The organism is Pseudomonas sp. O39 (assembly GCF_045447295.1).
In the GTDB taxonomy this organism is placed as follows: domain Bacteria; phylum Pseudomonadota; class Gammaproteobacteria; order Pseudomonadales; family Pseudomonadaceae; genus Aquipseudomonas; species Aquipseudomonas antarctica_A.
The window spans coordinates 25,534-37,602 of the sequence record NZ_JBJGXV010000007.1; the positions used below are offsets into that span (position 1 = coordinate 25,534).

A 12,069-nucleotide genomic window follows, 5' to 3' on the forward strand; every position below is an offset into this window, starting at 1 on the left:
CCAGGCCCCACGCAACCCGTGGGGCTTAAGGTCACCTACTGAATACGAGGTCGGCGGTATGAGCAGTCTTCTGAAGCTGGAAAATATCTGTAAGCGTTACCCGGGCGTACAGGCCCTCAAATCCATCAACCTGCAAGTGGAGCGCGGCGAGATCCATGCGCTGCTCGGGGAAAATGGCGCGGGCAAATCGACCCTGATGAAGATCCTCGGCGGCGTCGAGCATCAGGACGAAGGGCAAATCCTGATCGACGGCCAGGCGCGGCAGTTCGCGACCTACCGCGATGCGATTGCCGCCGGTATCGGCATTGTGTTCCAGGAATTCAGCCTGATTCCCTACCTCACGGCCGTGGAAAATATCTTCCTCGGCCATGAGTTGAGCAACCGCTTCGGCCTGTTGCGCAAGCGTGAGATGGTCGAAGCATCCGAGGCGTTGTTCAAGCGCCTGGGCGTGACGATCGACCTGCAATGTGCGGTCAAGCACTTGAGTGTGGCCGAGCAGCAGTTTGTCGAAATCGCCAAGGCCCTGGCCCTGGATGCGCGCTTGCTGGTGCTTGATGAGCCGACCGCTACCCTCACGCCCAGCGAAGCCGAGTTGCTGTTCGACATCATGCGCGAGCTCAAGCGCCAGGGCGTGGCGGTGATTTTTATCTCGCATCACCTGGAGGAGATTTTCCAGGTGTGCGACCGCATCAGTGTGCTGCGCGACGGCGGCAATGTGGGCGTGACCGATGTGGCCGACAGCGATATCGACCACCTGGTCGAGATGATGGTGGGCCGCCGCTTGGAATGCAGCTTTCCACCCAAGCCGACTACCGAGCGCGGCCCGCTGTTACTGGAGGTCAAGGACATCCAACTGGTGCGCAACGGCCCCCACAACAGCTTCCAGCTGCACAAAGGCGAGATCCTCGGCTTCGCCGGGCTGGTGGGCTCAGGCCGCACCGAACTGGCGCTGGGCATGATGGGCGCGCTGCCGTCAGTGAGCAAAGACGTTTGGCTGCGCGGCGAAAAAGTCACGCTGGATGACCCGGCGCAGGCCCTGGCCCAAGGCATCGGCCTGCTTCCGGAAAGCCGTAAGAGTGAAGGGCTGATCACTGATTTCAGCATTCGCGAAAACATTACCCTGAACAATCTGCCGAAATACCAGAACGCGAGTGGCTTGATCGATAAGGGCCGCGAATGCGCCAGCGTCGACAGCCTCATGACGCAGCTGTCGATCAAAGCCCCCAGCGGCGAAAGCCGGGTGTTCAACCTCAGCGGCGGCAACCAGCAAAAGGTGGTGATTGCACGCTGGATCAACCACCACTGCGACGTGCTGGTGTTCGACGAGCCCACACGCGGCATCGACGTCGGCGCCAAGGCACAGATCTACGCACTCATGCGCAGCCTCACCGAACAGGGCTACGCAATCATCATGATTTCCTCCGAACTGCCGGAAGTCATCGGCATGTGCGACCGCGTCGCCGTGTTCCACAAGGGCGCCATCGTCAAGGTACTTGAAGCGTCCTCCGTCAATCCTCAAGAGGTCATGCGCCATGCAACAGGGGGCTCAAGTGAATACGTCCATTAACACCGGCGACACCGGCCGACTGCGCCTGAACCTGGCGCGGCTGGTGCGTTCGCCGGCGTTTTATCCCTTTGTCGGACTGGTGGTGGTGACCCTGGTGATGATCCTCGCCAGCGACACGTTCCTCACCGCCAGCAACTTGTCGAACATCGCCCGCCAAGTGTCGATCAACGCGATTATCGCGGTGGGCATGACCTGCGTGATTCTCACCGGCGGCATCGACCTGTCGGTGGGGCCGGTGATGGCGCTGTCCGGCACCCTGACCGCCGGCCTGATGGTCGCAGGCCTGCCGCCGGGCTTGGCGATTGGCGCCGGGATGTTGATCGGCGTGGCCTTTGGCATTGGCAACGGGCTGTTCGTCGCGTACCTGCATATGCCGCCGATCATCGTCACCCTGGCGACCATGGGCATCGCCCGTGGCCTGGGCCTGATGTACACCGACGGTTACCCGATTTCCGGACTGCCGGAGTGGTTCGGCTTCTTCGGTCGCCAGAGCTTGTTCGGCATCGAAGTGCCGATCCTGATCATGCTGATCACCTACTTTGCCGCCTACGTGTTGCTGCAACACACGCGCATCGGCCGCTACATCTACGCCATCGGCGGCAACGAAGAAGCGGTGCGTTTGTCCGGGGTGCGCGCGGCGCGTTTCAAGTTGCTGGTGTACGGCATCAGTGGCCTGACGGCGGCGATTGCCGGGCTGGTGCTGACCTCACGCCTGATGAGCGGCCAGCCGAATGCCGGCGTGTCGTTCGAGCTGGATGCGATTGCGGCCGTGGTGCTCGGCGGAGCCTCGATTGCCGGCGGGCGCGGCGTGATCGTCGGCACGTTGCTCGGCGCGATGTTGCTTGGCGTATTGAACAACGGCCTGAACATGCTCGGCGTCTCGCCCTACGTCCAGAGCGTGATCAAGGGCGCAATCATCTTGCTGGCGATCTTTATCAGCCGTCAGCGCCATAAATAAATGCCTCTCAAGACAGGATCGAACACCATGGACAAGCACATCGAAATGCAAGCCGTCGTCTGCCACGGCCCGAAGGACTACCGCCTGCAACGCATCAGCAAACCCCAGGCACGCCCCAATGAACTGGTGATCCGCATCGCCGCCTGCGGCATCTGCGCCAGCGACTGCAAATGCCACTCGGGTGCGGCGATGTTCTGGGGCGGTGACAACCCGTGGGTCAAGGCACCCGTGGTGCCGGGCCACGAGTTTTTTGGCTACGTGGTGGAAGTGGGCGAGGGCGCTGAAGAGCACTTTGAAGTCGCGGTCGGCGACAAGGTCATCGCCGAACAGATCGTGCCGTGCGGCAAGTGCCGCTTCTGCAAGTCGGGTAAATACTGGATGTGCGAGGTGCACAACATCTTTGGCTTCCAGCGTGAAGTGGCCGAAGGCGGGATGGCCCAGTACATGCGCATTCCCAAGACCGCCATCGTGCACAAGATTCCGGAGTCGGTGTCGCTGGAAGACTCGGCGCTGGTGGAGCCCATGGCTTGCTCGATTCATACCGTCAACCGAGGCGAAATCCAGCTGGATGACGTGGTGGTGATCGCCGGTGCGGGCACCCTCGGGCTGTGCATGGTCCAGGTGGCCGCGCTGAAGACCCCGAAAAAACTGGTGGTGATCGACATGGTCGATGAGCGCCTCGAACTGGCCAGGCAATTCGGCGCCGACGTGGTGATCAACCCATCCCGCGACAATGCCCGCGAGATCATCAACGGTCTCACCGACAACTACGGCTGCGACGTGTACATCGAAACCACCGGCGTACCGGCCGGCGTGACCCAGGGCCTGGACCTGATCCGCAAGCTCGGGCGCTTTGTCGAGTTCAGCGTATTCGGCGCCGAAACCAGTGTCGACTGGTCGATCATCGGCGACCGCAAGGAGCTGGACGTACGCGGCGCGCACCTGGGCCCCTATTGCTACCCGATTGCCATCGACCTATTCGAGCGCGGCCTGGTCACCTCCAAAGGCATCGTCACCCATGACTTCCCGCTGGATAACTTTGCCGAAGCGTTCGAGTTGGCCAACTCGACGAAGTCGATCAAGGTGCTGTTGAAGCCGGTGCTTTGAGATGAACTACGTCATGGGTGTCGACATTGGAACCCAGAGCACCAAGGCGCTGCTGGTGGATGGTCAAGGCACGATCATCGCGCAGCACAGCCAGGGGTATCGCGTGGATACCCCGAAAGTGCGCTGGGCCGAGCAATGGCCGCAGGTCTGGCTCGATGCGGTCGAGGCCTGCGTGGCGCAGTGCATGGCCAGGGCCGGCGTGGCAGCGGAGCAGGTCAAGGCGCTGTGCATCAGCAGCCTGTACGGCGGCTCGGGAATTGCGGTGGATGCGCAAATCACACCGCTGCACCCGTGCCTGATCTGGATGGACCGCCGTGCTGGCGAGCAGGTGGCCTGGGTGCGCGAGCATGTCGACCTTGAGCGCTTGTTTGCGGTCACCGGCAACTCGGTGGACAGCTACTACGGCTTCACCAAGATGCTCTGGCTCAAGCAGCATCAGCCGCAGGTGTGGGCCAATACGCGTTACCTGCTGCCGCCGAACAGCTATATCAATTGGTGCCTGACCGGTGAGTTGGCGGTGGACCATAGCAGCGCCGGCAATATCGGCGGCGTCTATGACGTGGCGCAGCGGGGCTGGTCCGAGGAGATGCTCGCGGCGCTGCAGATTCCCATGGCGATGATGCCCGAGCGGCTGGTGTATTCCGGTGAGGTGGTGGGCGGGCTGTTGGAGAGCTGGGCCCTGCGCCTGGGCCTGCAGGCAGGCACACCGATCCTCGCCGGTGGCGTGGACGCGGCCATGGCCACTCTGGCCGCAGGCGTTACGCAGCCGGGCAATCACGTGGCGATGATCGGCACCAGCATGTGCTGGGGTTATTTGAACCAGCACGTCGATGCACGCCACGGCCTGGTGAGCATGCCGCATGTCTACAACGGCCATCAGGACTTGTACATCTTCGGCGGTGCAATCACCGCCGGGGCATCGGTCAGCTGGTTTCGCGAGCAGTTCTGCCAGGCCGAAGAGCAACAGGCCAAGGCCAGTGGCCAGGACAGCCTGGTGTTGCTGGAACAGAGCGCGATGAAGATCCCGGCAGGCAGCGAAGGCTTGTTGTTCCTGCCGTACCTGATGGGCGAACGCAGCCCCGTATGGGATGACCACGCCAGCGGCAGTTTTGTCGGGCTGAACCTGTATCACAGCCGCATTCACCTGTACCGCGCGGTGCTGGAGGGGGTGAGTTTTGCCCTGCGGCACAATATCGAAGCCGGCACCCAGGGCGCGCAATCGCTGGACCCGCGCCTGATTGTGGTCGGTGGCGCGAGTCATTCGGATTTGTGGATGCAGATTATCGCGGACATCACGCGGTACCCGGTTTACACCATCGTTCAAGAAGTTGAGGCGGCGATGGGCGCCGCGTTGCTGGCCGCGCATACGGTGGGGTTGGTGAGTGATGGGGAGATGGAGAAGGGCTGGGTGCAATTGGAGCTGCGCGCGCAGCCCAAACGCGAAAATATCATGACCTATGACCGCGCGTTTGGCGAGTATTTGAAGCTGTATCCCGCGCTGAAACCGATCATGCACAGCTTGCAATCCGACTAATTCAACACGGTCCGAATGTGGGAGCTGGCTTGCCTGCGATAGCGGTGTATCAGTGGCAAATGGGCTAACTGACCCACCGTAATCGCAGGCAAGCCAGCTCCCACAGTGGACCTTAATTGTCTATGGAAGAGTGACCATGACCACCACCTTCAACTTCACCCACCAGCGCATCCTCGTCACTGGCGCCACCAGCGGCATTGGCCATGAAATTGCCCTTCAGCTCATCAACAGCGGCGCCGAAGTCTTCGCCCTCGGCCGAGACGCCGAGGCCTTGGCCAAGTTGGACTGCAACACCTTATGCGTGGACATCGCCGACAGCGCCGCCCTCGACAACGCCCTGCACGACCTGCCGCCACTGCACGGCCTGGTCAACTGCGCCGGCATTTCCCGTCTTGAACCCGCCGCCGCCATCAGCGCTGCCGCGTTCGACCAGGTGATGAACGTTAATGCCCGCGCCGCCGCCCAGGTCGCGAGCCGGGTCGCTGCAAAAATGATCGAGGCAAAGATTGCCGGCAGCATCGTCAATGTCTCCAGCCAGGCCTCGCTGGTGGCGTTGGATGATCACCTCAGCTACTGCGCCTCCAAGGCTGCACTGGACGCCATCACCCGCGTGCAATGCGCCGAGTGGGGCCGCTTCGGCATTCGCGTCAACAGCGTCAACCCCACAGTTACCCTCACGCCGATGGCCGCCATGGCCTGGTCCGACCCGGCCAAGCGCGACCCGGCGCTGGCAGCCATCCCCTTGGGGCGTTTTGCTGAGACGCTGGACGTGGCGCTGCCGGTGCTGTTCCTGCTCAGCGATGCCGCCGGCATGATCAGCGGTATAAGCCTGCCGATCGATGGCGGCTACACCAGTCGCTAGCCGTTTTCCAACTGGCCGGCGATGACCACCTTGTCCCGTGGCTTGTACGGGTCTTCCAGGCGGTCAAGCAACAGGCGTACCGCGCTGCTGCCGGCCAGGGAGGCGTCGTGGGCCACGCAGGCGATTGGCACGCCAAAGATATCGGCGAAGGGCAGGCGGTCGATGCCGCAGATGGTCAGGCTTTCATGGGGGATGTTGTGCATGCGCAAGGCGCGCAGGGCGCCGAGGGTGATCAACTGGTTAAAGCCCATGATCGCGTCCGGCGCGCAGTGTTCGGCGAGGTAGTCGAGGGTATGCAGGTAAGACGGCATCAGCGTGTAGTCGCCGGCCTGTACTTCGACCTGAATGTGGGGGTGTTCGGCCAGCACTTCGCGCAGGCCCTTGAGGCGTTCCACGGTGATACGTGAATGTTCGGGGCCGGTCAGCACCAGCAGGCGCTTGAGGTCGGGCGTCTGGCGCAACAGATAGTGCGCGGCCTGGATACCGCTGTGGTAATTGTCGAGCACCACGCGGCTGAACGGGCTGTCGTGGAGTGTACGGTCGAGCAACACCACTGGAGTCTTGCCGTTGCCCAGGCGCTCCAGGTAATCGGGCTGGTAGCTCGGCTCATCGGAGACCGGCGACAGGATGATTCCCGCCACGCGGTAGCCCAGCAACGTGTCGACGGCTTTGCTTTCCAGCTCGGCCAGTTCGTCGGTGTCCACCAGCATGATGGTGTAGCCGTGCTGTTTCGCCTCGCGGGAAATCGCCTTGATCATTTCGCTGTAGAACGGGTTGTCCACCGAGGCGGTGATCACGCCAATGATCAGGCTTTCACTGCGTTTGAGCCCACGGGCGAAGGCGTTGGGCACATAGTCCAACTCCCGCGCGACTTCGAGGATGCGCGCCAGGGTGGCGGGTTTGACCTGATCAGGTTTGTTCAGCGCCCGCGAGACCGTGATGGTGGTCATGCCGACCCGTTTGGCAATGTCGCTGATGGTGACAGACTTTTTCTTGTTCATCGGTAAGGCTGCGAAAGGAAACACCCGCAGGCTAGCACGCGCAGTGGTGTACGGTGATTCAAATCAGCGGGTCCCAGCGTTGTGACCAGTCACCTTCGGCTTTGACCACATCGCGCAGCAGCGCCACCGCCTGCTGCAACACTGCACAATCGCGTGCGCGTGAGTACACCAGGTAGGTCGGGAAACTGAATTCCGGCGCCTTCGGCACCCGCTGCATCACGCCGCTGTCCAGGTAGCTCTGCACCACGCGCGTGCGGAAATACCCGGCACCGCCATTCTCCAGGATGTACTGCAACGCCAGCGGCCCGAGGTTGAAGCTCCGCGCGGCACGGGCTTTGTCGGGCAGGGCAGCATCATGTTGCTGGCGAAAACCCGGGCCCCAGTCGATGTAGACGTACGGGGCCGGCTTACTCGCCAGTTGCACCAGGATCAGTTTTTCTTCCAGCACCTGTTCCACCTGCAACCCCGGCCAGTACTGCGGTTGGAACACCAAGGCCGCATCGAGCACGCCCAGTTCCAATTGACGCAGCAGGTAGTCGCCTTCGCGCACTTCGGTGCGCAGGGCGTGCCCCGGGATGTGTTCGCGCAGGGCCTGCGCCCAGCCGAGCATCAGCGGGTTGCACAGGCTCACCTCGCCGCCGATATGCAGCACATTGCGGTAGCCATCCGGTAGCGGCAGGTCACGCTTGGCGGCTTCCCAGGTTTGCAGCAACTGGTTGGCGTAGACCACAAAGGCTTCGCCATCGGCGGTCAGCCGCGCACCGGCGCGGTTACGCACAAACAGCGTGCTGCCCAACTGGCTCTCGAGGTTTTTTACGCGTGCGGTGATGGCGGTCTGGGTGACGTGCAGTTTCTCGGCCGTCGCAGCCAGGCTGCCGCAGCGGGTGATTTCGAGAAAAGTGCGTGCCAGTTCGATGTCCATGCAGGTCTCGCTGGTTGCTCAAGCCCGGCAGTGTAAGCCTTCAGGCGGGCGAAAAGATCAGTTCGACATCAATGCGATGCCCCTGGCGCAGGATGTACTCCTGCAAGGCCTCTCGATTGCGGATGAGGTAGCCGGGATCATAGACGAAACAGATTAAATGTTGGCAGTGCGGATGTTCCGCATAGCGGGCGATATCGACAATCAGCTCCTCACCCAGCTTTTTGTCCTTCAGCCCAGCGCGGGTCATCTTCACCTCAATGGCGACTTGCAGGTCATGCAGCAGGAAGTCCATACGCGATGAGGCGCCTGCGCAGCTGGGCACGGGCTCTTCGGCACGCACGTCGGCGATGTGCAGGCTCAGGAGTGCGCGCAGAAGGTCTTGCACATCCGGTTCGTTTTTCACCGAAAGGCCTGTTCGGCCGTTCTGTCGCTGGTTCAGAGCAAGACAGAAACGATGGAAGTGATGCAGCAGTTGCCGCACGGTGTCGAGCGGCGAGGGGGCAGGTGCGTTCGGCTCATCATCAAAAAAACGCGCCAGTTGGCGCTCTTCAAACGCGAGGATAGCCGCCGGTTCTTTCAGCCTCGTGTAGATCAGCAACAACAGCAAGATGGTTTCGACGAGGATGAACAGCAACAGCCCTGGCAATGCCGGACGTATGGTGATTTGCGGGTCGTAACGGTATCGGGGGAGCGAGTTGCCGGTTTTTTCGGCCTGTGGGAGCAATTGGAACCTAAGGCTGACATACACCCAGAGATTGCCCCGGTCGGGCACGATGAAGCCGGAGAGCACGTCCAGCCGTTCCTGGCTCGGCTCACGGTTGTATGCATTCAACTGATCGAACAGGACGGAGGTATTCTGCCGAAACTCATCGGACGTCATGAGGGAGTAGATCGCCGGGTTCGTCTGGTCGGCGGGCTCGAACACTTCACGGATTAACAGCGCATAGTTGATCGCGGTGCTCACCATGATCAGTACCAGCAGCAGGCTTGTCCTGTTCTTGTTACGTCGGGTACTGAGAATCATCAGGGCGAGTGCCTGCGACGGCGTGGTGCACCAGATCGACTTGAGCCAGTTGATCATTGGATGCCGATCGACCAGTGACGGGTCGTCTGGTCTTCGTGACGTTTGTCGATATCGGTTTCGTATTGGCACTGCGGGCCTTCGCAACTGTATTCGAGCTTCAAAGGCGGCAAGGTCTGCATGGGGAACAGCGATTTGGGTTGGGGTGTTGCATCAGACGGTACAGCCTTGGGTTCAGGGGCTGTGTAGGTCAGGTCCAGCGCCGCGTGGCAGGCCATGACGGGCAGAAGGGTGAGCAGCGCACTCGCCAGAACGGTCCTTGTGAATACCATTTGAAACAATCCGCGCAACAAAAAATGAGGCGCGAATTATAAGCCAAACGCGACCGGTGATGCACACGGCAATCCCCGGTCGAAAAGCGCAGTTCAGAGCATGCGCGGTGCTTCAAGGTGTTCGGTGGGGAATGCCTTGGCATACACCTGGCAAACCCGCAGCACCTGCTCATCGGCAAACCGCGCGCCCACCACATGCAAACCCACCGGCAAGCCATTCGCCGCCAACCCGCACGGCACCGATGCCGTCGGTTGCTGTGTCAGGTTGAAGGGATAGGTAAACGGCGTCCACTCCATCCACTCATGCATGCCCGAACCCGGTGGCACGTTGTGCCCGGCCTCGAACGCAGTGATCGGCATCATCGGCGAGACCAGCACGTCGTAGTGCTCATGAAAGGCCGCCATCCTGGCGACCAGTGCCGCGCGGGTTTCGAGGGCAGCGCTGTAGTCGCAGAGGCTGAGCTGTTCGCCGCGTTGCGCAATGCGCAGCAAGCCCGGGTCCAGCAGCTGTTTTTGCGCCTCGCTCATCGGCCCGGTCAGGCGTGCGGCACCGGCGGCCCACAAGGTGCTGAACACCTCCAGTGGGTCGCTGAAACCCGGGTCGATCTGCTCGACATGCGCGCCCAACTGCACCAGGCCCTCAACCGCTTGGGCGACCACCTTGGCGACGTGCGGATCAACATCCACGTAGCCGAAGGTCGGGCTGTAGGCAACACGCAGGCCCTTCAAGTCCGTACTCGGCGTGAGCCACGGCGAGGTTCGCGGCGCACCGATCAGGCCATCGCGCGCATCCGGTTGAGCGACGGTTTGCAGCATCAGCACGCTGTCTTCGACGGTGCGGGTCATCGGCCCCAGGTGCGACAGGATTGTCATGGAGCTGGCCGGCCATTGCGGTACATACCCAAAGGTCGGCTTGAGGCCGAAGGTGCCGGTGAATGCACACGGAATTCGGATCGAGCCTCCGGCATCGCTGCCCTGGTGCAGTACGCCAAGGTTCAGCGCCGCCGCCGCGCCGGCACCACCGGACGAGCCGCCCGCTGTGGTGCGGGTGTCCCATGGGTTACGGGTGATGCCGTACAACGGGTTATCGGTGACGCCTTTCCAGCCGAATTCAGGGGTGGTGGTCTTGCCCAACAGTACCGCGCCGGCTTTGCGCATCAAGGCCGAGAAGGGCGCGTCCACGTCCCATGGGCCTTCGGTTGAGGAGGTGCGTGAACCCTTGCGGGTGGGCATGCCAATGGTCAGCGTGAGGTCTTTTATTGATGACGGCACCCCATCCAGTGCCCCGCACGGTTGACCTTTTATCCAACGTTGTTCCGACGCCCGCGCAGCCTGCAATGCCCCTTCAGGGTCAACATGGCAGTAGGCATTCACCACCGGGTTGTAGCGTTCGATACGCAACAGCGCGTCCTCGGTGACTTCCACCGGCGACAGGGTTTTGTCGCGAAAATACTCCAGCAGTTGCACTGCCGTCAGTTGGCCAATCTCACTCATGCCAGGTCCCCCTGGGCTGCGTTGACCATGGCGCGCAGCAATACCGCGCAGCCCGCCGCCAGGTCATCCGGCGCAGCGTTTTCGATTTCGTTATGGCTGATGCCGCCTTCGCACGGCACAAAGATCATCCCGGCCGGGCCCAGTTCGGCGACGAAAATCGCGTCGTGCCCGGCGCCGCTGACAATGTCCATATGGCTCAGGCCCAGGGTGCTCGCGGCGTCACGCACGGCGCTGACGCAGGTCGGGGCGAAGTCCAGTGGCGGGAAGTCGGCGGTCGGCGTCAGTTCAAAACTCAGGCCGTGGCGTTGGGCCGTGGCTTCGATCACACCGCGTACCTCATCCACCATCGCCTGCAGGGTGTCGGCATGCAGGTGGCGCAGGTCGATGGTCATGTGCACCTGGCCGGGAATCACGTTGCGCGAGCCCGGGTGCAGGTTCAGGCAACCGACGGTGCCACAGGCGTGGGGCTGTTGCTGATGGGCGATACGGTTGACCGCGCTGACCACCTCGGCGGCGCCCACCAGGGCGTCCTTGCGCAGGTGCATCGGGGTGGGGCCGGCGTGGGCTTCGACGCCGGTGAGGGTCAGGTCGAACCACTTCTGGCCGAGGCAACCCATGACCACGCCAATCGTGGTGGCCTGGTCTTCCAGTACCGGGCCTTGCTCGATATGCGCCTCGAAATATGCGCCCACCGGGTGGCCGAGCACCGCACGCGAACCGGCATAGCCGATGCGCTGCAATTCGGCACCCACCGACAGGCCTTGCTCGTCCTGTTTGTCGAGGGTGTCCTGCAAGTCGAACTTACCGGCAAACACCCCGGAGCCCATCATGCACGGCGGGAAACGCGAGCCTTCTTCGTTGGTCCACACCACCACCTCGATCGGCGCTTCAGTCTCCAGCTGCAAGTCATTGAGCGTGCGGATCACTTCCAGCCCGGCCATCACCCCGTAGCAGCCGTCGAACTTGCCGCCGGTGGGTTGGGTGTCGATATGGCTGCCGGTCATGACCGGGGGCAGGGCGGGGTTACGCCCGGCCCGGCGTGCAAAGATATTACCGATGGCGTCGACACTGACGCTGCACCCGGCCGCCTCGCACCATTGCACGAACAGGTCGCGGGCCTGGCGGTCGAGGTCGGTGAGCGCCAGGCGGCACACGCCGCCTTTAACGGTGGCGCCGAGCTGGGCCAGGTCCATCAACGATTGCCACAGGCGGTCGCGGTTGATCAGCGGGGCGTTGCTCTTGAGTGGTTGCGCAAAACTGTTCATGTGCGA

At 62.3% G+C, this 12,069-nt stretch carries 11 protein-coding genes; 5 read left to right on the top strand and 6 right to left on the bottom strand.

Translation table 11 applies throughout. The features are described from left to right. Window positions 1–58: 58 nt before the first annotated feature. The 5 genes from ACI77D_RS12415 (at window position 59) to ACI77D_RS12435 (ending at window position 6,028) form a co-directional block, all read left to right on the top strand. On the top strand, window positions 59–1,567 hold the full coding sequence (locus ACI77D_RS12415) for a sugar ABC transporter ATP-binding protein (RefSeq protein WP_064453068.1): 1,509 nt from the start codon (window positions 59–61) through the stop codon (window positions 1,565–1,567). Beyond that, window positions 1,533–2,525, top strand: coding sequence for an ABC transporter permease (locus ACI77D_RS12420; RefSeq protein WP_064453067.1), 993 nt, complete (start codon window positions 1,533–1,535; stop codon window positions 2,523–2,525). The genes ACI77D_RS12415 and ACI77D_RS12420 overlap by 35 nt, the downstream gene beginning before the upstream one ends. Window positions 2,526–2,552: 27 nt before the next feature. Continuing rightward, window positions 2,553–3,632, top strand: a complete 1,080-nt coding sequence (locus ACI77D_RS12425) for an alcohol dehydrogenase catalytic domain-containing protein (protein ID WP_064453066.1) — start codon at window positions 2,553–2,555, stop codon at window positions 3,630–3,632. A gap of 1 nt (window position 3,633) precedes the next feature. After that, window positions 3,634–5,166, top strand: coding sequence for an FGGY-family carbohydrate kinase (locus tag ACI77D_RS12430; RefSeq protein ID WP_407016657.1), 1,533 nt, complete (start codon window positions 3,634–3,636; stop codon window positions 5,164–5,166). 136 nt (window positions 5,167–5,302) lie between these two features. Then, a complete protein-coding gene (locus ACI77D_RS12435) occupies window positions 5,303–6,028 on the top strand; it encodes an SDR family oxidoreductase (RefSeq protein WP_407016658.1) in 726 nt (241 codons plus the stop codon). Here ACI77D_RS12435 and ACI77D_RS12440 read toward each other — a convergent pair. The 6 genes from ACI77D_RS12440 to ACI77D_RS12465 all read right to left on the bottom strand — a co-directional run bounded on the left by ACI77D_RS12440 (window position 6,025) and on the right by ACI77D_RS12465 (window position 12,063). Next, window positions 6,025–7,029: a LacI family DNA-binding transcriptional regulator gene (locus tag ACI77D_RS12440; protein ID WP_064453063.1), complete on the bottom strand. Its 1,005-nt coding sequence runs from the start codon at window positions 7,027–7,029 to the stop codon at window positions 6,025–6,027. The two genes, ACI77D_RS12435 and ACI77D_RS12440, sit on opposite strands and share 4 nt — an antisense overlap. A 58-nt stretch (window positions 7,030–7,087) precedes the next feature. Next, window positions 7,088–7,951: a LysR family transcriptional regulator gene (locus ACI77D_RS12445; protein ID WP_407016659.1), complete on the bottom strand. Its 864-nt coding sequence runs from the start codon at window positions 7,949–7,951 to the stop codon at window positions 7,088–7,090. Between the two features lie 40 nt (window positions 7,952–7,991). Then, window positions 7,992–9,032 (bottom strand): hypothetical protein, encoded by a 1,041-nt coding sequence (locus ACI77D_RS12450; protein ID WP_407016660.1) that lies wholly within the window; start codon window positions 9,030–9,032, stop codon window positions 7,992–7,994. Then, window positions 9,029–9,304: a hypothetical protein gene (locus tag ACI77D_RS12455; RefSeq protein ID WP_221295172.1), complete on the bottom strand. Its 276-nt coding sequence runs from the start codon at window positions 9,302–9,304 to the stop codon at window positions 9,029–9,031. The genes ACI77D_RS12450 and ACI77D_RS12455 overlap by 4 nt, the downstream gene beginning before the upstream one ends. Window positions 9,305–9,397: 93 nt before the next feature. Beyond that, window positions 9,398–10,798, bottom strand: a complete 1,401-nt coding sequence (locus tag ACI77D_RS12460) for an amidase (protein ID WP_407016661.1) — start codon at window positions 10,796–10,798, stop codon at window positions 9,398–9,400. After that, the gene (locus ACI77D_RS12465; protein ID WP_407016662.1) at window positions 10,795–12,063 is read right to left on the bottom strand and encodes a Zn-dependent hydrolase; all 1,269 of its coding nucleotides are present in this window, start codon (window positions 12,061–12,063) and stop codon (window positions 10,795–10,797) included. The genes ACI77D_RS12460 and ACI77D_RS12465 overlap by 4 nt, the downstream gene beginning before the upstream one ends. Window positions 12,064–12,069 lie beyond the last annotated feature (6 nt).

Excerpts from the sequence above, each read along its gene's own strand:
- ACI77D_RS12420 (WP_064453067.1), top strand. The coding sequence starts at position 1,533 with ATGCAACAGGGGGCTCAAGTGAATACGTCCATTAACACCGGCGACACC.
- ACI77D_RS12430 (WP_407016657.1), top strand. The coding sequence starts at position 3,634 with ATGAACTACGTCATGGGTGTCGACATTGGAACCCAGAGCACCAAGGCG.
- ACI77D_RS12465 (WP_407016662.1), bottom strand. The coding sequence starts at position 12,063 with ATGAACAGTTTTGCGCAACCACTCAAGAGCAACGCCCCGCTGATCAAC.
- ACI77D_RS12435 (WP_407016658.1), top strand. The coding sequence starts at position 5,303 with ATGACCACCACCTTCAACTTCACCCACCAGCGCATCCTCGTCACTGGC.
- ACI77D_RS12415 (WP_064453068.1), top strand. The coding sequence starts at position 59 with ATGAGCAGTCTTCTGAAGCTGGAAAATATCTGTAAGCGTTACCCGGGC.
- ACI77D_RS12450 (WP_407016660.1), bottom strand. The coding sequence starts at position 9,032 with ATGATCAACTGGCTCAAGTCGATCTGGTGCACCACGCCGTCGCAGGCA.
- ACI77D_RS12425 (WP_064453066.1), top strand. The coding sequence starts at position 2,553 with ATGGACAAGCACATCGAAATGCAAGCCGTCGTCTGCCACGGCCCGAAG.
- ACI77D_RS12440 (WP_064453063.1), bottom strand. The coding sequence starts at position 7,029 with ATGAACAAGAAAAAGTCTGTCACCATCAGCGACATTGCCAAACGGGTC.
- ACI77D_RS12460 (WP_407016661.1), bottom strand. The coding sequence starts at position 10,798 with ATGAGTGAGATTGGCCAACTGACGGCAGTGCAACTGCTGGAGTATTTT.
- ACI77D_RS12455 (WP_221295172.1), bottom strand. The coding sequence starts at position 9,304 with ATGGTATTCACAAGGACCGTTCTGGCGAGTGCGCTGCTCACCCTTCTG.
- ACI77D_RS12445 (WP_407016659.1), bottom strand. The coding sequence starts at position 7,951 with ATGGACATCGAACTGGCACGCACTTTTCTCGAAATCACCCGCTGCGGC.